Genomic DNA, 20,264 nt, shown 5'->3' on the forward strand with positions numbered 1-20,264 from the left:
GGCGCGGGGCCCCCCGGGTCACCCCCCCCCTTTCTCGCCCGGGGGCGCCCCCCCCCGCGCGCCCTGCCGGGGGGGGCCCCCCCGGCCCCCCCCCCCCACCGCCGCTCCCCGCACAGGGAGCGGCTTGCGGGCGGGCAGTGGGCCGCGCGCCAGGGGCGGGCCGGTCGCGAGGATCGGCCCGCAGGCGTGGTGCGGCGGCTCCTGGCGCCGGGCGAGCGCGCAGCGCGGCCTCAGGTGAGCGTGCTCGGCGTGGTGCCCTCCGGGCCGCCCCACACGTCGTCGTCCTCGGCGAGCCAGGTCGAGTTCTCGCTGTCGTGCTTCTCGCCGCTCTCGCCGCCACGAGCGGGCATTCCGCCCATCATGCCCGGAGCGACGAACCCGGAGCCGCCGCCGGCGCCGTACATGGCGGCGCCCGCCGCCCCGCCCCCGCCCACGCCCGCCGCTCCGAAGCCGCCTCCGGCTCCCGATCCCGCGCCGCCGTAGGGTGAGCCGCCCGTCGTCGTGGGAAAGGCGCTGTTGGGCATCCCCGACATGGACGGGTCGTACCCGGCCAGGTTCGCGGTGTCGTCGCCGGTGCCCGACGGCAGGCCGGCGGTCGAAACCGGCGGCGTGGAGCCCAGCGAGGCGCCGTTCAGGGCCGAGGAGTCGGCCCCGCCGTACGGGTTGTCCCCGGCGTCGTAGCCCTGGACGCCGCCGACGTTCACGCCGGAGCCGTTCGTGCCCGAGCCGTCGGGATAGTGGACCGCCGGGTAGGCGCCCGTTCCCCCGTCACCCGGCACCTTGCCGTCGATGTACCCGGGACCGCCCGGCACGGCGTCCGGCCCGATCGAGGAGACGGGGATGTTGCCCGCCCCGCCCTTGCCGCTCAGGTCCGGCGCGCCCGGCACGCTTCCGCCGCCGTTGTTGAAGTCCGGCAGCTCCGGGACGCTCGGGTCCGGCAGCGCGGTCTGGACCTCGACGGGCAGCTGCTTGTAGTGCTCGACGATGCGCTCGTTGACCTTCTTCAGGTGCTCGACGGCCCGTTTGTCGCCCCGGTAGAACCGGTAGAACGGCACCCGCCCGGCCCAGTCGACGTCGCGGTCCGTGCGCGAGTCGTGGTCCATCGACTCGACCACGTTGGCCTGCGCCCAGTTCAGCGTCTCGCCGTACGCATGGACCGGGCGGCCCATCTCGCCGAGTTTCCTGGCCAGCTCGCGCACGCTGGCGTGCAGGGTCTGGAGCTGCTTCTGCGTCTCGACGGCGGCCGGGCCCGTGTAGTTCTTGGCCAGCTCGGCCGCCTTGGCCTTCAGTTCACCGGCGAAGCCGTTCAGCAGCGTCTCGGCCCGCGTGTAGTAGAGGCCGGCGAGCTTGATCGACTCAGGGTCGGTGGCGTCGATCCAGTTCTTGACCTTGTCGAGCGTGTCGCTGAACAGGCTGCCCATGAACGACACGTCCGGGGTGGAGGTGTCGACCGGGCCGGTGTTGTAGACGAGCTTGTACGTCTGCTTCTTGGGCTCGGCCATGGGTGTCAGGCCTCCCGCCGCGCGGCGGCTTCCTCGGTCGCCTGCTCGGCGCCGTCGGACGTCTTGGAGATGTCGAGCAGCGCCTCCACCGTGCTGTCGCCCTGCCCGACCATGGCGGCGTAAAGGCCGCTGGTGGAACCCGGCTCGCCGATCAGCTGGGAGTAGGCCGAGTTGACCGCCAGCCCGAAGTGCATGGCGGCGGGCCACTCGCCCATCTGGTCCTGGCTGAGCGCACAGTAGCGCTGGAGATCGGGCAGCGAGCCGGCGCCCTCGGGCAGCTTCGGCCCGGGGGCCTTCTGCCCCGGCGCGGTCAGGAACTGCGTCACCGGCGGGAGCGTGGGTGTCTTCAGCTTCTTGAGCAGCTCGCTCAGCTCGCCGGCGATGCGTTTGATCTCCGTGCGGTTGGTGTAGTTGTCCTTGTCCCCGTCGAGACCGGGCCAGTTGGGGTCCAGTTCGAGTGCCATGGCCGCCTCCTTAGCCGATCACCGGTGAGATGGAGCCCTCGTGGTGGCTCCACACGTCGTTGTCCTCCTTCAGGAGGGTCGAGGTCTCGACCTGTCCCTCCTCGGGGGCCGGCCCGCCGCTGCCGCCGAACGGCATGAACGGCATGCCGGCGCCGCCCGTCGCGCCCGTCCTGGCCGCCGCCGCGGGCGCGCTCCCCTGGACGTACGACCCGGGGCCGCCGATCACCGCGGGCGTCCCCGCGGACGGCGAGGGGTAGGCGGGCTGGGTCACGAACGGCTGGTTCGGGGTGCCGGGGTACCCGGGGGTGGTGGTCGGGTGGTAACCGGCGGTCTCGGTGGCGCGCGGGTCGCGGACGTCCACGTCCTGCGACTGGGTGGCGCGGTCACCGGTGGTGTTGTTGTCGAGCACGGGAGGCGTGGTGCCGTCGCCGGTGGTGGCCGAGCCGCCGGTCCCTGATCCGGCGCCCTGGCCGCCCGGCTGGTCGGCGCCTGGGGTGTCCGTCCCGGGGGTGTCCGGCCGGTCGGTGCCCGGGTTGTCGGTGCCCGGGTTGTCGCCGCCGGGGGTCTGGTCCCCGGGGCGGGGGTCGGTGCCGGTGCCGCCGTCGTGGCCGCCGGTGCCGCCCGAACCGCCGGAACCGCCCGAACCGCCTGATCCGCCCGATCCGCCGGAGCCGCCGTGCGTGCCGGAGCCGGTCGAGCCGCCCGTGCCGCCGCTGTCATGGCCGCCGCCGGTCCAGTACGAGCCCTTCCCGTACGGCGAGGGGTCGGTGAGCGGCATGTCCCGTTCGGGAGCCGGCGCCTCGGCGGGCTTCACCTCGGGCAGCTCGACGACGACGCTCTCCGGGATCCGGAAGTCGTACAGGTCGACGATGTGGTTGTTGAGCTTCTCCAGCGCCCGCCGGGCCACGTCGGCCTGCATCTCCGTGGGCGACTTGGTGAGGCCCGGCTTGGGCTCCGGCACGTTGTGCGAGGTCACGGGCCCGAGCACCGGCGGCGTGTACGACGGCGACGGCGTCGCGGACGGCGGCTTCGGCGCCGCGCCGGGCGAGGGCGCCGGGACCGCCGTCTTCTGGTTCTTGGCGGCCTCGACCTCCTCGATCGCCTTGGGCAGGTAGTCGCGCCCGTAGAGGATCAGCGCCTCGGACATCTTGTCCATGGCCTCGGCGATCTCGCGCCCGGAGGCGTGGAGCAGCTGGAGCGCCCGCTGCGCCTGGGCGGAGGTGTCCGACCGCCAGGCGCCGGACAGATCCTTGCCGATCTGCGGCAGCGCGTCGGCCACCCCGCGGACGACCTTGGCCACCTGCTTGTAGGACAGGCCCCGGTCGTGCACCTCCATGGCGGAGGTGGCCTTGAGCCATCCCTCGATCTGCTCCCGCGACGCGGTGACCGGCTCGCTCTTCGGCCGCCGGGAATTGTCACGGATGTCGACCTTGCGCTCAGCCAACGCTGCTCACTCTCGGCCCGGGTTCGTCTTGGCGTAACTGTCGGCGCTGTCCCTGATGGCCTTGACCAGCTTCTGGCAGCACTCGACGTAGTCCTGGTACAGGGCGGTCAGCAGCGCTCCGCGGCCCTCCATCGACACCTGGCCGCCGGGGTCCGCGCCGGTGCTGCCCACGCTGTGCGCGAGGGCGCTGGCCGCCGGCCACCGCCCGATGTGCTCCTCGCCCAGCGCGAAGTACCTCGTGAGGGTCTCGACCGAGCCGGTGACGCCGTCCCTGTTGCCGCCGGCGCCCTGCGTGAGCGCCAGGGCGATCTCCAGGTCGTCGGCGATGGCCCGCATCTTGCCCACGTTGTAGTAGAGCTCGGCGTCGGTGTCGTCGAGCCCCGGCCACGGTTCGGGTTCGAGCCCGGCCATGATCCTCCCATCACCAGGCTCGGCCACCGCGCGGGTGGCCGAGCAGAAGACGTCAGCCGTCGTACCAGATGGACTTGTTGCGGTTCTCGGCCGCGCGGTAGTTCTCGTTCGCGATCTGGACGGCCTTCTGCAGCTCGTCCAGCTGCCCGCGCATCTGGGCGGCCGCGGCCTGCCACTTCTGCTCGTGCTGCCGGAAGAACGTCTCGGCGCCGTCCGGGCCCTCCCAATGGCCGGCCAGGTCGTTCTTCAGCCGGGCCATCAGGTCGTCGGTGGCCTTCTCGAAGGAGCCGAGGATCTTGATGAAGTCGCCCTGGGCGAGCTCCATGTGCCCAAAGTTGACTTTGGTGAAGTCGAGCTCAGCGGACACCGCGGTCCCCCTCCTACTTGATGTCGACGTTGATCAGGGACTCGACGCGGCCCATACCGGCCTGGACGTCCTGGTCGGCCGCGGAGTAGACGACCGCGTTGACGCCCATCTTGTCGGCGATCCCCTCCAGGTCGGTCCGTACGTTCCGCATGGAGTTGTCCCAGTTGGTCATGGCGTTCTTGAACCGGGCCGCCGCCGGGCCGAGCCAGCCGGTCGCGAGAAGACCGTTGGCGGTCGTCTCCACCGCCGTCCTCAGACCCTCGATGTACTGGGCGGTGTCCACCACGTGGCCAGAGGCCACCTTGATCTGGCTCGGGCTTGCCCCAAAGAATTCGGACACTCGTCACCTCCGTAACGATCATTTCGGTCGCTAAACCATATAAGCACCAAACTGCCCATGAGTAACAGCAGACCCAATGGCCAAGATGTAACAACTTCTCGACATGTCAGCAAACGCCCTGGTCAATCACAGGTCCAGTTCGCGGCGGATTCTGTCGAGTTCTCCCATTACGTCGTCAAACGCCCGCTCGTAGCTGGCCTCGGCCTTGCGGACCTCGCGCAGCGCCCGGTCGGGGTTCTCCAGCATGCGCATCGGGTTGCCGTGCACGCCGAAGATCTCGGTCAGCAGCTCGTCGGCCTGGCGTTGCAGGTCGGCGGTCGCCGCCGCGATGGCCTCCTTGATCCGCTCCGACAGCTCGGCCGCGCTCAGCCGCATCGCCTTCGGGTGGATGTCCAGGGTGCGCAGGCCCTCCTGGGCGTACTCGACGACGACCAGGTGCCCTTCGTCCTCTCCCCTGCCCACCAGGGCGGACATGGCCTTCTGCAGCTCCTCGGACTTGCTCAGCTGCTCGTCCATGCTGTTCAGGAGCCGGTCCATGTCGATGTTGCCGAAGTCCCCGAAATCCGTCACCGACACCATCCCTCCCATAGGGCACATCGGTGCGAGTTAACCACAATCAGGGCTTCGTGATGTTCACTTCGGGAACGAGCCGGCTAACCGGCCAGGCCGCGTACCCAGGCGTAGACCTCCAGCACCCCGAGCGCCAGCGGCACCAGCGCGACGATCAGCGCCCATTCGAGGATGTCGGCGGCCCTCCCCCAGAACGGCGACGGCCTGCCGCCGGGCAGCCACACGCCCATGCCGACGACCACCATGGCCGCCCACAGCAGCCCCAGCACCACGGCCACCGAGGCCACGCCGCCCACGCCGACCCCGACGGACACGGCCACCGCGCCGAGCGCGGCCAGCCCGACCAGCAGCAGCCAGAGCCGCTGCCCGACGCCCTGGAACACCCGGGCCCGCATGATCTGCGTGAACGCCAGCACCACGGACATCGCCACCGAGATCCACCGGCCGTCCGCGACGAACAGCGCGTGCGCCCCGGCCCCGACCAGCGCGACGCCCACGACCATGCCGGTGGCGTACCGCCGCGCCGCGCCGGTGCGCTCCAGCACCGAGGCGCTGTCGAGCCGCTGGTTGTCGCCGCGCAGCTCCTCGGCGTTGGTGGGCATCACCGGCAGCGGCACGCGGGCCAGCCGGAACGACAACACGGGCACCAGCGGGCTGAGCGCCATCACGACGGCCGCGCCCACGGCCGCCACGCCCGCGGGCGACGCCCCCGTCACCATGACGACGGCCGCGCAGACCGCGCCGGTCATCGAGGCGATGGCCGTGCCGAGGAAGCCCGGCACGCCGTCCGCGATCGCGGTGCCGCCGAGCGTGGCCACCAGCGCGGTGCAGGCCAGGGCCCCGAGCAGTTGCGGCGAGCCGACGGTCATCAGCCCGCCGCCCGCCGCCGGGGCCAGCAGCCCGGCCAGGAACGCGTACGGGAGGGCGGCGTACCCGATCAGCGCGCCGGAGCCGGAGTCGCCGACCGCGCGCGAGATGGCCATCCCCACGCCGACGATCAGCAGCGCGAGCGCCCCGGCCACGATCGCGGTCACCATGGGGGTCAGGCCGCCGAAGGCCAGCGCCACGGCGCCGGCGACGAGCAGCCCGCAGGCCGCCCCGCCGCCGAGCCCGCGGGTCAGGTCGGGTGACCACTTGCCCTTGCCCTCGCGCACGCCGGTGGCGACCACGTCGGCGACGTCGTCGAACCTGGTCGGCGGCAGCGACACCGCGCGCGGGCGCAGGTAGAGGATCTCGCCGTCCAGCACGCCCAGCGCGCCGAGGCTCTGTCCCAGGTCGAAGGGCGGGCCGCCGAGCCGCTGAAGCGTCCAGCCGGGCGCGGTGGCGATGTCGCCGCCCAGCTCGCCCATGGCTCTGAGCAGCCCCGGCAGGACGTGCGGCAGCGGGATGTCGGCGGGCAGTGCCAGGTCGGCCTTCCTGCGCGGCCCTACCACCGTCACGTGGCACAGCGGCGGGAGCGGAGCGGGCACCTGGTGCAACGCGCCCTGCTGTGGAGGGGGGATTTCGGCCAGCGATGTCACAAACACAACATAGCGAGACAGAGTTAACTCAGACCTCAACTCGGACGTTAGGCACATCTGGTAAGAAGGTTCTTCCGAGCACCAGAAGGGCCTGTCACAAGGGTGAGCATCGTCGTAGTACGGCGCCCGGAGCGCCGCCCCAGCCCGAAGCCGCCGCGCGGTGAGATCCTGCTGGAGTCCCCACCGGAGATCCCAGAGGTCCAGTCGCAAGGCATGATGGCGGTGCTGACGTACCTGCCGATGGTGGCGGGCGCGGCGGCGATGGGCCTGATGTTCACCGCCGGGGGCACCAACGCCAACCCCATCATGTACGTCGCCAGCGGCCTGTTCGCGTTCTCGATGGTCGGCATGACGGTCGGCCAGATGGGCCGCCAGGCCGGCGAGCGCAAGGCCCGGCTCAACGGCGCCCGCCGCGACTACTTCCGCTACCTGGCGCAGATCCGCAAGAAGGTCCGCAAGGCGGCCATCCAGCAGCGCGAGGCCCTGGAGTGGAGCGGCCCGGCCCCCGACACCCTGTGGTGGACCGCGATGGGCCCGCGCCTGTGGGAGCGCCGCCCCCGCGACGAGGACTTCAGCACGGTACGCCTCGGCACCGGCATCCAGAAGCTGGCCGTCCAGCTCATCCCCCCGGACTCCAAGCCGGTCGAGGACCTGGACGCCCTGTCGGCCGGCGCGCTGCGCCGCTTCATCCGCACCCACTCGACCGTCGAACGCCTCCCGGTCGCCGTCGCGCTGCACTCCTTCTCCCGCATCAAGCTGGACGGCGACCCCGCCCTGGTCCGCGACCTGGTCCGGGCCATGATCGCGCAGATGGCCGTCTTCCACTCCCCCGACGACATGCGGATCATGGTGTGCGCGAGCAAGGAGTGGATGAGCCACTGGGACTGGGTCAAGTGGCTGCCGCACGCGCTGCACCCGGAGGAGACCGACGGCGCCGGCCAGGTCAGGCTCATGGCCGAGAACCTGGCCCAGCTCGACCGCCTGGTGGGCGCGGAGCTGAAGGAGCGGGCCCGCTTCAAGCCGGGCGCCTCGCCGGACGCGCTGCCGTACCACGTGCTCATCCTGGACGGCGGGCACGTGCCGCAGGACTCCCAGCTCGGCGCGGACGCCATCGACGGCGTCACCGTGATCGACCTGTCGAACTCGGCCGGGACCGTCGAGGAGCGCAGCACGCTGCGGCTGCGCATCGACGCCGCCGGCTTCCACATGGTCAAGCTGGACCACGCGGGCCGCGAGAACACCAACCGGCTCGGCGACCCCGACGCGCTGGACTACCTGCGCGCCGAGGGGCTGGCCCGCCAGCTCGCGCCGCTGCGCGCCTCCTCGGCCAAGGGCGGCGACGCCCAGGACGTGCTGGCGGTGAACACGACGCTGACCGAGCTGCTCGGCGTCGGCGACCCGACCCGCCTGGAGCCGTCGGTGACCTGGCGGCCCCGCGCGGGACGGAACCGGCTGCGGGTGCCGATCGGCCTCGGCGCCGACGGCCGGCTGGTCGAGCTGGACATCAAGGAGTCCGCCCAGGGCGGCATGGGCCCGCACGGCCTGGTCATCGGCGCGACCGGCTCGGGCAAGAGCGAGCTGCTGCGCACGCTGGTGCTCGGCCTGGCGGTCACGCACTCCTCGGAGATCCTCAACTTCGTGCTCGTGGACTTCAAGGGCGGCGCGACCTTCCTCGGCCTGGACGGCCTCTCGCACGTCTCCGCGGTCATCACGAACCTGGAGGACGAGCTGCCGCTCGTGGACCGCATGCACGACGCCCTGCACGGCGAGATGGTGCGCCGCCAGGAGCTGCTGCGCGCGGCCGGCAACTACGCCTCCCTGCGCGACTACGAGAGGGCCCGCGAGCAGGGCGCCAACCTGCGTCCGCTGCCCACGCTGTTCGTCATCCTGGACGAGTTCAGCGAGCTGCTGACGGCCAAGCCCGAGTTCATCGACCTGTTCGTGATGATCGGCCGGCTCGGGCGCTCGCTCGGCGTGCACCTGCTGCTGGCCTCGCAGCGGCTGGAGGAGGGACGGCTGCGCGGGCTCGACACGCACCTTTCGTACCGGATCGGTCTGCGCACGTTCTCGGCCATGGAGAGCCGGGTCGTGCTGGGGGTGGCCGACGCCTACGAGCTGCCGTCCGCGCCGGGCAACGGGTACCTGAAGTTCGACACGTCCGGCATGACCCGGTTCAAGGCCGCGTACGTGTCCGGTCCCCACCAGGTCGACCCGCGGCACGTCGCCACCACCGACGGCTCGGTGACGGTCCGGGAGATCGTCGAGTACGGCCCGGACTTCGTGCCCGTCCCGATGGTCGAGGAGCCGCCCGAGGACCCCGCGGCGCAGGAGGAGAGCAACAAGGCGCAGCAGAGCCTCCTGGACATCGTTGTCGGCCGCCTGGTGGGCCAGGGGCCGCCCGCGCACCGCATCTGGCTGCCGCCGCTGGCCGAGCCGCCCACGCTGGCGCACCTGCTGCCCCCGCTGTCGGTCACGCCCGAGCTGGGGCTGTCCACGGCCGGGTGGACCGGCCGCGGCCGGTTGCAGGCCGTGGTGGGGATCATCGACCGGCCGTTCGAGCAGCGGCGGGACCCGTACTGGCTGGATCTGTCCGGCGCGGCCGGGCACGTGGGCGTGGCCGGCGGCCCGCAGAGCGGCAAGAGCACGGTGCTGCGCACGCTGATCACCAGCATGGCGCTCACGCACACCCCCCGCGAGGTGCAGTTCTACTGCCTGGACTTCGGCGGCGGCGCGCTGGCCTCGCTGGAGGGGCTGCCGCACGTCGGCGGCGTGGCCTCCAGGCTGGACGCCGACCGGGTGCGCCGCACGGTGGCCGAGATCGCCTCGATCCTGCGCGACCGGGAGCGGGAGTTCACCGAGAACGGCGTCGACTCCATGAACACCTACCGCAGGCGGGTCGCCGACGGCTCCCTCCAGGGCGACGGCTGGGGCGACATCTTCCTCGTCGTGGACGGCTGGCTGACGATCCGGCAGGACTTCGAGGCCCTGGAGCCGGTCATCACCGACCTGGCGGCGCGCGGCCTCGGCTACGGCATCCACGTGGTGGCGGCCACCGGCAAGTGGTCGGAGTTCCGGCCCGGCATCCGGGACCTGTTCGGCACGCGGGTGGAGCTCAAGCTCGGCGACGCGTACGAGTCCGAGATCAACAGGAAGAAGTCGCTGGCCGTGCCGGAGGGCGTGCCCGGACGCGGCCTGACCAAGGACGGCCTGCACTTCCTCGGCGCGCTGCCCAGGATCGACGGCGTGCAGGACTCCGACGACCTGGCCGCCGGCCTCCAGGGCCTGGTGCAGGCGATCGGGGACTCCTGGCAGGGCCCGCCCGCCAAGCAGGTCAGGCTGCTGCCGTCGGTGCTGCCCGCCGCGTCGCTGCCGGGCGTGGAGGAGACCGGCAAGTCGCGGATCGCGATCGGCGTGGACGAGGCCGCGCTCGCGCCCGTGCTGATCGACTTCGACGCCGACCCGCACTTCGTCGTGGTCGGCGACACCGAGAGCGGCAAGTCCAACATGCTCAAGGTGATCGCCGAGAACGTCGTCGCCCGGCACACGCCGCGCGAGGCCATGATGATCGTGATCGACTACCGCCGGTCGCTGCTGGACACGGCGGTCAGCGAGAACCGCATCGGCTACGCCGCCTCCAGCGCCGCCGCGCTCGAACTGGTCAACGACGCCCGCAACGCCCTGCTCAAGCGCCTGCCGCCGGCCAACCTCACGCCCGAGCAGCTGCGCGCCCGCGACTGGTGGAAGGGCTCCGACCTGTACATCGTGGTCGACGACTACGACCTGGTGGCCACGTCCAACAACCCGCTGCTGCCGCTGGTCGAGCTGCTGCCGCAGGCCCGTGACATCGGACTGCACCTGATCATGTCGCGGGCCATGGGCGGCCTGGGCCGGGCCATGTTCGACCCGGTGATCCAGCGCATCAAGGACATGGCCAGCCCCGCGGTGATCCTGTCCGGCAGCAGGGACGAGGGCTTCCTGTTCGGCAACGTACGCGCCCAGCCGCAGCCTCCGGGACGCGGTTTCGTGGTGGACAGAAGGTTCGGCTCGCGGCTGGCGCAGACGGCGTTCTGGCCGCCGGCGGAGGAGGAGGAGTGATGGCAGGACTGGACATTCACTTCGAGGCCCTGGACGACTGCCGCATCGCGGCAAAGACCGTGGCGGGCAAGTTCGGCGACCTGGCGGAGAGCTTCCCCGCCGGCGCCGCCGACTCCTCGATCTTCGGCAAGCTGGCCGACTCCGCGGCCCTCGCGACCGCCGTGGACCAGGTGGAGAGCGTCGCCGACCGCGAGTTCGGCAAGGCCAAGAGCCTCGTCCAGAGCGTCGAACGGGCCTTGGACCTGGTGGAGAGCAACGTGCGGAAGGCGAACTCCCCGGCATGAGCGCACCGGAGGCGATCAACGCCCTGCCCGGCGGCCCCACGCTGGCCGCGCTGGCCGGGCAGGTGAGCGGCGACCCGGGCGCGATCCGCGGCATCGCCAAGCGCTGGCGTACGGCCGCGGGCAAGGTGCTCACCGACTCCGGCCAGCTCGGCAGCGCCGTCACCACCGTGGACCTGGCCTGGGAGGGCGACTCGGCGGACGCGTTCGTCCGCTACATGGGGGATTACGGCAGGGCCGGGCAGGGCCTGCACGACGCGCTCAACTCCTGCGCCGACGCGCTCGACGCCGCCGCCGGCGTGCTGGAGAGCTCCCAGCGCCAGGTGGACGGCATCTGCGACCGCCTGCTCACCCGCGTCCAGAACCACCGGACGGCCAACCCCGACGCCAAGCAGGAGGACCTGGACGCCGAGATCGGCCGCCTGGTCCGCGAGGAGACCGAGAACGCCAGGAAACCGGTCAAGGACGCCAAGGACGCCGTCACCGACGCCAAGAACGCCATCGGCACGGCGCTGGGCGAGCGCACGACGACCTTCGCCAAGATCAAGGCGGCCGGCGACCAGGAGTTCGTGCCGGACGCCGGGCACCGGTTCGACTGGCGGCGTACCCAGAGCTACACCTCGCCCTATTCGGGCACCGGCGGCAGCCCCATCATCGGCGGCTACGGCTCCAGCGGCCCGCCCCCTCCCGCGGGCGGCGGACCGGCGCCCACGGGCAAGGTGAAGCAGTGGATCGAGGAGGCCGTCGCCATCCTCAAGGAGCACGGCTACCCGGTCGGGAAGATGAACGTCGACGACATCTGGATGATCATCCAGCACGAGTCCGGCGGGAATCCGCACGCGATCAACCTGTGGGACTCCAACGCCGCCGCCGGGCACCCCTCCAAGGGGCTCATGCAGACGATCGACCCGACCTTCAACGCCCACGCCCTGGACGGCCACCGGGACATCTACAACCCGGTGGACAACATCATCGCGGGCGTGCGCTACTCGATCGAGCGCTACGGCAGTGTGTCCGCGGTGCCGGGGGTCGTCGGCATGAAGACCGGGTCCGGCTACCGCGGATACTGAGACCTGGCGCCTGTACGAAGTTCGGGATCTCCCGGCCGCCGGCGGCCTCGGATCCATGAGGCGTCCGGCAGGTCACGCCATGCCCGATGGCCCACCGGGCATGGCGTGGGAGATCCTTCCGACCTCGGCTCCGTGTCGGGCCTAGCCGCAGTTCCCCCAGTCCGCACTGGTGTTGCCGGAGCCCGCGCTGCCCGCGTAACGCACGCACTTGCCCTTGGCGGGGAGCTTGACCGGGCCGGCGTAGTACTCGTAGTTGCCGCTGTCGGTGCTGCTCGGGCCGCCCTGCACCTCCAAGGTCGCGCTGACCGGGGACGCCTTGCCGACGTCGGGGCCGGACTTGAGGGTGACCACGCAGTTCTGACCCGTGCTGCTGCTGTAGAGCTGGTACGTCGTGCCGCCGGCGAACGGGGTCGACCGCTGGACCACGAAGCCGGATCCGCACACCTGCGTCGGCGTGTAGGGGTTCGGCGTCGGCCTGGTCGCCGGCGGTGCGGTGGTCTTGGCAGGCTCCGGCGCCTGGGTGGGCCTCTGGGGGTTGGGCTCCGGCGCCTTCGTGGGCGTCTGGGTCGGCGCAGCCTGGATGGGCTTCTCGGTCGGCTTCTCGGTCGGCTTCTCCGTGGGCTTCTGCGTCGGCTCCCCGGTCGGCTTCTCCGTGGGCTTCTCCGTCGGCTTCTGCGTCGGCTCCTCGGTCGGCTTCTCCGTGGGCTTCCCGGTCGGCTTCTGGGTGGGTGTCTCGGTCGGCTGCTGCGTCTGCGTCGCGGAGGGGGTCGGCGTGACCGTCCTGGTGACCGTGGTTGTCGGCTCCGGCTCCTTGGTGGTCTTCCGCTCCGGCACGGTCGGCTGGATCGTCGGGACCGTCAGCTGCTGGGTCGCCGTCGGCGTCGGCACCGTGGTCAGCACCGGCACCTGCGGGGTGTCGGCGGAGGTGTCGTCGTCCGGCAGCACCAGCGGGCCCACGCCGTCGTCGTCGGGGGACGGCGTGGTCGCCCAGGGGGCGGTGACCTCGGGCTGGGGCTGCGTGGGCACGGTGGTGACCGCCTTCTGGGCCGCCGCCGCCGCGCCCGAGCTGGGCGACGCCGAGCCCGCCGCGGCGGCGGGCTCGAAGGTGACACTGGAGGAGTAGCGGCTCGCGCCCCACAGGCCGATCGCCGACAGCAGCATGACCGCGACCACACCGGCGACCAGGCCGATGGGGAACGGCTTGCGCGCCGGTCCGGTGCTGCCCGCACCGGCCATCGCGGGCTGCGCCGGCTCCACGGGCGGGTTCTGCGGTCCGGACGGCGGCCCCCAGGCGGCCTGCACGGGCACCGGCGGGTACTGCACCGGGACGCCCTGCACCGGCTCGTCGTTCACGGGAAGGTGCTGCATCGGACCGGGCTGCATCGGGCCTGGCTGGATGGGGCCGGGCTGCATGGGCTCATGCCCCATCGGGCCCTGCGGCGGCACACCGGGCACGAACGGGCCGGGCTGCATCGGGTCGTGCGCCATCGGGCCGTTGGGGATCGGGCCGTTCGGGACCGGGCCGTTCAGCATCGGGCCGTTCGGGATCGGGCCGTTCGCCATCGGGCCCGGCTGCATCGGGCCGTTCGGGATCGGGGCGCCCTCGATGGCGAGGGGCAGCACCGGGGGCTGGCCCGGGACCGGAGGCTGGCCCGGCACGGGGGGCTGGCCGTCGATCAGGGTGACGAGCTCCGCCGGGTCGGACGGCGCCATCGGCGACGGCGGCATCTGCACCGGCACGCCCTCGATCGGCGCCGCCGGCATGGGGGCCTTGTCGTCCCCCAGCAGGCGCAGCAGCGCCGTGTACGTCGTGGGCCGCCCGGACACGTCCTTGGACAGCGCCGCGAGGACCGTCTGGCGCAGCGGATCGGGCAGCCCGTCCACCTTGGGCTCGTCCGTGAGCACGGCGTGCGCGTCCTGGCCGAACGGCGCGGAGCCGGTGGCGGCGAACACCACGGTCGCCGCCCAGGCGAAGACGTCGGCGTAGGGCCCGTACTGCAGGCCGTTGAGCTGCTCGGGGGCGCGGTAGCCGACCTCGCCGGCCGGGTCGCCGATCTCGATGTCGGTGACGCGCAGCCCCTCGCCGGTGAGGATCACGTTGTCGGGGGTGAGCCCTCGGTGCGCGAATCCGGCCAGGTGCACCGCGGTCAGCGCGGTGAGCATGCCGACCGCCACGCGTTCGAGCGCGTCGCCGGTCAGCGGGCCGTCGGCGGCGACGGTCTCGGCCAGCGAACGTCCCTCGACGTGCTCACGTACGACGTAGAGCAGGCCGTCCTGGACGCCGGCGTCGAGCGTGCGGGCCACATACGAGCTGGACACCCGGCTGACGTCCTTGAGCCGGGTCACGAAGTCCGGGTCGGCCGCGGGGTCCACGGTCAGCGTCTTGATGGCGACCGGATCGGCGTCCTCGGACTCCTTGCCCAGATGAACGGCGCCACGCGGGCCCTGTCCCAACAGGCTCACGATCTCGTGATCGCCGATCCGCTCCGGTACTGCTGCCTGGGGGGAGTCCTTCTCCACCATGACCGTCCTTTCAGGAGTCCGTCATGATCAGAGACATTTAACCAAATAAGCCCCATAAGCATCAGCAGTTTCGGGCGGCCACTCTTACAGTTAACCGTCAATTCTCCCGATATCCGGCGGCGAGCCGGGCCGCCAGCGCCGTCTGCGTCCCATGGGCACGAACACCCAGGCCGCCAAGGCCACCCCGACCAGCGAGAACCCGCCCGCCGCGACCACCGTCGCGACCTCCATCGACCGCTGGTCCGGCGGCACGGCCTTGCGCACGACGGTCGCGGGCAGCGGCGGCGGCACCGGCGGCGCCACGGCCACCTGCTCCGACGGCAGCACCGCGGTCACCGCGAGCAGCGGGTTCACCATCCCGGCGCCGGTGCCCGTCCCGGACGCGCCGTCGGCGGTCAGCGTGATGCGCCTGCGCACCTGGAGCTGCGTCAGCCCGGGATGCCGCGCGCGGACGAGCGCGACCACGCCCGTCACGTACGGGGCGGCGTAACTGGTGCCCTTCAGGGCGGACTGGTACCCCTTGAGCGGCCAGGTCGAGCTGACGCCTTCTCCCGGGCCGAGCACGGCGACCGCGTTGGGGTTGGAGAACGTCGAGCGCCCGCCGTCCGGGGTCGCCGAGCCCACCGACAGCACCCCGTCGTACGCGGCGGGGTAGGAAGGGGTCGAGGTGCCGTCGTCGTTGGACAGGTTGCCGGCGGCGGCGACGATCACCACGTCCCGCTCCAGCGCGTAGTCGACGGCCGCCTTCAGGTCGGGGGTGTTGGAGGCCTCGACGGAGACGTTGATCACGTCGGCGTGCTCGTCCACGGCCGTCTTGATGGCCTTGGCCAGCAGGCCCACGTCGCCCCTGTCGCCGGTGACGTACTTGATCGACAGCAGGCTCACGCCGGGGGCGACGCCGTGGAAGGGGATGTCCTTGCGCGGCTGGCCGGCGATGAGCCCGGCGACCGCCGTGCCGTGGCCGACGCAGTCGCGAAAGCCGGTGTTGGTGAGGTCGGCCTTGCCGCCCAGCCGGATCTGGGGGTGGGTCTCGTCCACGCCGCTGTCGATGACGGCGACCGTGACGCCCCGGCCCGTGGTCAGCGGCCACACCTTCTCCGCGTTGACCCGCCGCTGCGCCCAGGTCTCGGCGATCGCCATGGTGGCCTTCTTGGGCGTGCACCGCACGGGCGCGGCCTGCGCCGGCGCCGCCGCGAACTGCAGGGCGAGCACGCTCGCCGCCAAGGCGCGACCAATCATGGAGAAAGAGCGTAGCCTGCCCGATCCGGGAGGAAAGCTCCCCTCACGACGGAAGAAGCCCCGGCGGCGGACCAGGGCCCCTGTCCGTGCTCACTGCGTGGCGGACTCGATGTTCCGCTGGTACGTGCCGATGACCCGGGAAGCCTCCTGCAACTCCTCGGTCATGCGCTGGAAGGCCGTGCGGTAGTTCTGCCAGGCCTGACTGAAACGCTGGGCTCCCGTACCTGTCCACGCAGTGCCGACCTTGGCCGCCTCGCGGTCCAGGGCGGCCATGATGGTGCGAACCCCCTCGGACTGCTGGCTGAACTGGCTGGCCATCTGCTGCATCTCTGTGGGGTCGCCGCCGAGCATATTCGGGCTCATGCATACCTCCTGGAACTGATGAAAGCGCCCTCACCATAAAGCGGGCCACCGCCCGTCGCCCCCGTTATGCCGAGCGGCTATGGTCGTCCAGAGGATTATTCGGATCTAAAGGAGTGATCCACTCATGCGCGAGGTCGTGGTGACGGGTGGCGGCACCGGCATCGGTTACGCGATCGCCGAGGCGTTCGCCGCCCTCGGCGACCGCGTCACGATCACCGGCCGGCGCGAGCACGTGCTGAAGGAGGCCGCCGCGCGACTGGGGGCGGCGTACGTGCCGTTCGACGCCGCGAGCCCGGCCGCCGTCCAGGGCGCACTCGACAGCCTGCCCGCCCACGTGGACGTCCTGGTCAACAACGCCGGGGGCAACACGAACCTGGAACGCGAGCAGTCCGGCGACCTGGCGGACGTCGCCGAGGCGTGGCAGGCCAACCTCAACGCCAACCTGCTGTCCGCCGTGCTGGTCACGACCGCGCTCGCGCCGCGCATGGGCGAGGGCGGCCGGATCGTCTCCATCGGCTCGATCGCCGCGCGCGGCACCGGGTCCGGCTCGTACGGCGCCGCCAAGGCCGCCGTCGAGTCCTGGACCGCCGACCTGGCCGCCGAGCTGGGCCCCCGGGGCATCACCGCCAACGTCGTGGCTCCCGGCCTGGTGATGGAGACCGAGTTCTTCCGCGGCAGGCTCACCGAGGAGGGCATCACGGCCCGCGTGCGGAACACGCGTAACGGCCGCCCTGGCACCCCCTCCGACGTGGCCGATACCGTTCTCTTCCTGGCATCCGCGGGAGCCGGGCACATGACGGGGCAGGTGCTGCATCTGAACGGCGGCGCGTACCTCGGCCGCTGAGCACTCACGAGGACCACGAGGAAGGGACGAAGGTCGGTGCGGAAGGTTCTGATCGCCAATCGCGGCGAGATCGCCGTACGGGTGGCCCGCGCGTGCACGGACGCGGGGATCGGCAGCGTGGCCGTCTACGCCGACCAAGACATCGACGCCCTGCACGTCAGGGTGGCCGACGAGGCGTACGCGCTGGGCGGGCAGTCCCCCGCCGAGACCTACCTCGACATCGCCAAGCTGCTCGACGTCGCCGCGCGCTCCGGCGCCGACGCCGTCCATCCCGGCTACGGCTTCCTGGCCGAGAACGCCTCGTTCGCCGAGGCCGTCATCGAGGCCGGCCTCACCTGGATCGGGCCGCCCCCGGCCGCCATCGCCGCGCTGGGCGACAAGGTGCAGGCCAGGCACATCGCGCAGAAGGTCGGCGCGCCGCTGGTGGCCGGCACCAAGGACCCGGTCTCCGGCGCCGAGGAGGTCGTGGCCTTCGCCGAGAAGCACGGGCTGCCGATCGCGATCAAGGCCGCGTACGGCGGCGGCGGCCGCGGCATCAAGGTCGCGCGCAGGCTGGAGGAGGTCGCCGAGCTGTACGAGTCCGCCGTGCGCGAGGCCGTGGCCGCCTTCGGCAGGGGCGAGTGCTTCGTCGAGCGTTACCTCGACCGTCCCCGGCACGTCGAGACCCAGTGCCTGGCCGACCACGCGGGCAACGTGGTCGTGGTCAGCACCCGCGACTGCTCGCTCCAGCGCCGCCACCAGAAGCTGGTGGAGGAGGCGCCCGCGCCGTTCCTGTCGCCGGAGCAGATCGACATCCTCTACACCAGCTCCAAGGCCATCCTGAAGGAGGCCGGCTACGTCGGCGCCGGCACCTGCGAGTTCCTCGTCGGCCAGGACGGCACGATCTCCTTCCTGGAGGTCAACACCCGCCTGCAGGTCGAGCACCCGGTGAGCGAGGAGGTCGCGGGCGTCGACCTGGTGCGCGAGATGTTCCGGATCGCCGACGGCGAGCTCCTGGGCTACGACGACCCGGCCCTGCGCGGCCACTCGATCGAGTTCCGGATCAACGCCGAGGACGCCGGCCGCAACTTCCTGCCCGCCCCCGGCACGCTGACCGCCATGCGCGTCCCGGCCGGGCCCGGCGTCCGCCTCGACTCGGGCTACGAGGCCGGGATGACGGTGCCGCAGACGTTCGACTCGCTGGTGGCCAAGCTGATCGTGACCGGGCGCACCCGTCACGAGGCCCTCGACCGGGCCCGGCGGGCGCTGGCCGAGTTCGAGATCGACGGCATGCCGACCGTGCTGCCCTTCCACCGGGCGGTCGTGACGGACCCGGCGTTCACGTCGGAGCCGTTCGCCGTGCACACGCGGTGGATCGAGACCGAGTGGGACAACCCGGTCGAACCGTATGCGGGCGAAGTGGCCGCGGCTCCGGCCGCCCCGGCGGTGCGCGAGACGGTGACGGTCGAGGTCGGCGGCAAGCGCCTTGAGGTGGTGCTCCCGGCCGGGCTCGGCATGGCCGGGCCCGCGCCCGCCGCGGCCAAGGCGCCGCGCCGCGCCGGCGGCGCGCGAAAGCACGCGACGGCCGGCGGCGACGCGCTGGTCAGCCCGATGCAGGGCACGATCGTCAAGGTCGTCGCGAACGACGGCGACGTGGTGAGCGAGGGCGACACGGTCGTGGTGCTGGAGGCCATGAAGATGGAGCAGCCGCTGACGGCCCACAAGTCGGGCACCGTCACGGGCCTGTCGGCCGCCGTCGGCCAGACCGTCACGTCGGGCGCCACGATCTGCGAGATCAAGGACGCCTGAGCCCGCTCCCCTGTGCCTGCGCGCCGTCGCAGGCAGGTAACGTGCCCAGTGAGGAACTTTGCCGACCGCCCGTTCGTCCTCATGGGCGAAGGAGGCTTGCTGCCAATGACCCATTCGCTGCGCCGAGCAGGGGCCGCGATCGCGGCTCTGATCGCCGGGCTGTTCGTCGTTCTCACGCTGTCCCCTGCCGCCAACGCGGCGGCGGCGCCACCTGACGCACAGACTGTGGTGCAAAACTGGAAGAAGGCCCCGCTCTACGTGGTGTCGGGCTCCCCCTTGAGCTCCAGCCAGCAGAGTGACATCAACGACGCGCTGAAGGACGCCGACAGCAAGATCTACGCTGTCGCGCTGCCCGACGGCACCTTTGACAACTCCACCGTCGGGCCGTACCTGTCGTCGCTGGGCAAGGCGCTGGTCGAGGCCGGTCGCCCCCGGGTGACGGTGGTGGTGTTCGACGGCGAGACGATGTTCGCCGGGTCCAACGCCCTGCGGAACAACCTCGCCGGCCAGCTGGTCAAGCTCTCGGTGGACGCCAACTCGGGCGACATCGTCGCGGGCGTGAAGGACTTCGCGAACCGGGTCGACGCGGCGGGCAAGAACGACCGCAGCGGCGCCCTCAGCCCCAGCAGCCAGGCCAACCCCGGCGCCGGCGGCCAGTTCGCGCTGGTGGCCCTGCTCGGCCTGCTGGTGGTCGGCGGTGGCGGCTACTTCCTCTACTCCAAGAACAAGAAGAAGAAGCGCGCCATCCAGGAGGCCAAGGACCTCGCCGCGGTCAAGCAGACCGTGGAGGAGGACGTCACCAAGCTGGGTGAGGAGATCACCGAGCTCGACACCGACGTCACCCTCGCCGGCCAGGGCGGCGGGCACATCACCGAGTGGCAGCAGGCGCTCGACTCCTACGAGAAGGCCAAGGTCCAGCTCAACGCGGTCCAGCGGCCCGACCAGGTCCGCGAGGTCACCCAGACCCTTGAGGACGGCCGTTACGCGCTGGCCGTGGTGAAGGCCAAGGTCAACAACCAGCCGATCCCCGAGCGGCGCGCCCCCTGCTTCTTCAACCCGCAGCACGGCCCGTCGGCCCGTGACGTGCGCTGGGCCCCGCCCGGCGGCGCGGTGCGCGACGTGCCGGCCTGCGCGATGGACGCCGAGGCCGTCGAGCGCGGCTTCGACCCGCAGATGCGCGAGGTCATGGTCGACGGTCACCGTCGCCCCTACTACGACGCGGGCCCGGCCTACCAGCCGTACGCCTACGGCTACTACGGCGGCTTCGGCGACATCATGACCGGCATGTTCATCGGCACGATGATGGGCAGCATGTTCCACGGCGGCTGGGGCGGCGGCGGCTACGGCGCCGGCTACGCCGAGGGCTACCAGGACGGCGGCGGCGGCGACCTCGGCGGCGGCGACTTCGGTGGCGGCGACTTCGGTGGCGGCGGCGACTTCGGC

General features: G+C 71.9%; 17 protein-coding genes. 6 read left to right on the plus strand and 11 right to left on the minus strand.

Translation table 11 applies throughout. From position 1 onward, the window contains the following. Positions 1-230 precede the first annotated feature (230 nt). From ACWCSD_RS24300 to eccD, 8 genes are all read right to left on the minus strand, one after another. The gene (locus ACWCSD_RS24300) at positions 231-1,502 is read right to left on the minus strand and encodes a hypothetical protein (RefSeq protein ID WP_449918091.1); all 1,272 of its coding nucleotides are present in this window, start codon (positions 1,500-1,502) and stop codon (positions 231-233) included. Between the two features lie 5 nt (positions 1,503-1,507). Further along, entirely contained in the window at positions 1,508-1,966 is a 459-nt protein-coding gene (locus ACWCSD_RS24305) for a hypothetical protein (RefSeq protein ID WP_449918094.1), read from the minus strand. A gap of 10 nt (positions 1,967-1,976) precedes the next feature. After that, on the minus strand, positions 1,977-3,410 hold the full coding sequence (locus ACWCSD_RS24310; RefSeq protein WP_449918096.1) for a hypothetical protein: 1,434 nt from the start codon (positions 3,408-3,410) through the stop codon (positions 1,977-1,979). 6 nt (positions 3,411-3,416) lie between these two features. Further along, entirely contained in the window at positions 3,417-3,821 is a 405-nt protein-coding gene (locus tag ACWCSD_RS24315) for a hypothetical protein (RefSeq protein ID WP_352361899.1), read from the minus strand. Positions 3,822-3,873: 52 nt separating this feature from the next. Further along, entirely contained in the window at positions 3,874-4,188 is a 315-nt protein-coding gene (locus ACWCSD_RS24320; protein WP_357994585.1) for a WXG100 family type VII secretion target, read from the minus strand. Between the two features lie 13 nt (positions 4,189-4,201). Further along, on the minus strand, positions 4,202-4,528 hold the full coding sequence (locus ACWCSD_RS24325) for a WXG100 family type VII secretion target (RefSeq protein WP_358282492.1): 327 nt from the start codon (positions 4,526-4,528) through the stop codon (positions 4,202-4,204). Positions 4,529-4,654: 126 nt separating this feature from the next. Next, entirely contained in the window at positions 4,655-5,098 is a 444-nt protein-coding gene (locus ACWCSD_RS24330) for a YbaB/EbfC family nucleoid-associated protein (protein ID WP_449918099.1), read from the minus strand. Positions 5,099-5,181: 83 nt separating this feature from the next. Next, complete coding sequence (gene eccD, locus ACWCSD_RS24335) at positions 5,182-6,537, minus strand: type VII secretion integral membrane protein EccD (RefSeq protein ID WP_387668995.1); 1,356 nt, start codon at positions 6,535-6,537, stop codon at positions 5,182-5,184. 183 nt (positions 6,538-6,720) lie between these two features. On the opposite strand from eccD, the gene eccCa reads away from it, so the two are divergent. Genes eccCa through ACWCSD_RS24350 form a run of 3 tightly spaced genes read left to right on the plus strand, consistent with a single transcriptional unit; the run spans position 6,721 to position 12,064 of the window. Beyond that, positions 6,721-10,713 carry a type VII secretion protein EccCa gene (gene eccCa / locus ACWCSD_RS24340; RefSeq protein WP_397165323.1) on the plus strand — a complete coding sequence of 1,331 codons (3,993 nt, stop codon included), beginning with the start codon at positions 6,721-6,723 and terminating at the stop codon, positions 10,711-10,713. Next, the gene (locus ACWCSD_RS24345) at positions 10,713-10,997 is read left to right on the plus strand and encodes a hypothetical protein (protein ID WP_358282484.1); all 285 of its coding nucleotides are present in this window, start codon (positions 10,713-10,715) and stop codon (positions 10,995-10,997) included. The genes eccCa and ACWCSD_RS24345 overlap by 1 nt, the downstream gene beginning before the upstream one ends. Beyond that, a complete protein-coding gene (locus ACWCSD_RS24350; protein WP_397165321.1) occupies positions 10,994-12,064 on the plus strand; it encodes a transglycosylase SLT domain-containing protein in 1,071 nt (356 codons plus the stop codon). Before ACWCSD_RS24345 ends, ACWCSD_RS24350 begins: the two co-directional genes overlap by 4 nt. 141 nt (positions 12,065-12,205) lie before the next feature. Here ACWCSD_RS24350 and ACWCSD_RS24355 read toward each other — a convergent pair whose 3' ends face one another. The 3 genes from ACWCSD_RS24355 to ACWCSD_RS24365 all read right to left on the minus strand — a co-directional run bounded on the left by ACWCSD_RS24355 (position 12,206) and on the right by ACWCSD_RS24365 (position 16,189). Next, positions 12,206-14,587, minus strand: a complete 2,382-nt coding sequence (locus ACWCSD_RS24355; RefSeq protein ID WP_449918103.1) for a protein kinase domain-containing protein — start codon at positions 14,585-14,587, stop codon at positions 12,206-12,208. A gap of 90 nt (positions 14,588-14,677) precedes the next feature. Further along, positions 14,678-15,826, minus strand: a complete 1,149-nt coding sequence (locus ACWCSD_RS24360) for a S8 family serine peptidase (protein WP_397165317.1) — start codon at positions 15,824-15,826, stop codon at positions 14,678-14,680. 90 nt (positions 15,827-15,916) lie between these two features. Further along, the gene (locus ACWCSD_RS24365; protein WP_397165315.1) at positions 15,917-16,189 is read right to left on the minus strand and encodes a WXG100 family type VII secretion target; all 273 of its coding nucleotides are present in this window, start codon (positions 16,187-16,189) and stop codon (positions 15,917-15,919) included. Positions 16,190-16,313: 124 nt separating this feature from the next. Between ACWCSD_RS24365 and ACWCSD_RS24370 the strand changes: the two genes are divergently transcribed. The 3 genes from ACWCSD_RS24370 to ACWCSD_RS24380 form a co-directional block, all read left to right on the plus strand. Then, positions 16,314-17,033 (plus strand): SDR family NAD(P)-dependent oxidoreductase, encoded by a 720-nt coding sequence (locus ACWCSD_RS24370; RefSeq protein WP_397165313.1) that lies wholly within the window; start codon positions 16,314-16,316, stop codon positions 17,031-17,033. Positions 17,034-17,069: 36 nt separating this feature from the next. Further along, a complete protein-coding gene (locus ACWCSD_RS24375; RefSeq protein ID WP_397165312.1) occupies positions 17,070-18,821 on the plus strand; it encodes an acetyl/propionyl/methylcrotonyl-CoA carboxylase subunit alpha in 1,752 nt (583 codons plus the stop codon). A gap of 105 nt (positions 18,822-18,926) precedes the next feature. Beyond that, positions 18,927-20,264, plus strand: a 1,338-nt coding sequence (locus tag ACWCSD_RS24380) for a hypothetical protein (RefSeq protein ID WP_449918108.1), incomplete at its 3' end; no start/stop codon positions are given.

The organism is Nonomuraea sp. NPDC001684 (assembly GCF_053596515.1).

What these genes read in the sequence shown, in the direction of transcription:
- ACWCSD_RS24300 (WP_449918091.1), bottom strand. Translation starts at nt 1,502, where the DNA reads ATGGCCGAGCCCAAGAAGCAGACGTACAAGCTCGTCTACAACACCGGC.
- ACWCSD_RS24305 (WP_449918094.1), bottom strand. Translation starts at nt 1,966, where the DNA reads ATGGCACTCGAACTGGACCCCAACTGGCCCGGTCTCGACGGGGACAAG.
- ACWCSD_RS24315 (WP_352361899.1), bottom strand. Translation starts at nt 3,821, where the DNA reads ATGGCCGGGCTCGAACCCGAACCGTGGCCGGGGCTCGACGACACCGAC.
- ACWCSD_RS24345 (WP_358282484.1), top strand. Translation starts at nt 10,713, where the DNA reads ATGGCAGGACTGGACATTCACTTCGAGGCCCTGGACGACTGCCGCATC.
- ACWCSD_RS24350 (WP_397165321.1), top strand. Translation starts at nt 10,994, where the DNA reads ATGAGCGCACCGGAGGCGATCAACGCCCTGCCCGGCGGCCCCACGCTG.
- ACWCSD_RS24355 (WP_449918103.1), bottom strand. Translation starts at nt 14,587, where the DNA reads ATGGTGGAGAAGGACTCCCCCCAGGCAGCAGTACCGGAGCGGATCGGC.
- ACWCSD_RS24360 (WP_397165317.1), bottom strand. Translation starts at nt 15,826, where the DNA reads ATGATTGGTCGCGCCTTGGCGGCGAGCGTGCTCGCCCTGCAGTTCGCG.
- ACWCSD_RS24365 (WP_397165315.1), bottom strand. Translation starts at nt 16,189, where the DNA reads ATGAGCCCGAATATGCTCGGCGGCGACCCCACAGAGATGCAGCAGATG.
- ACWCSD_RS24370 (WP_397165313.1), top strand. Translation starts at nt 16,314, where the DNA reads ATGCGCGAGGTCGTGGTGACGGGTGGCGGCACCGGCATCGGTTACGCG.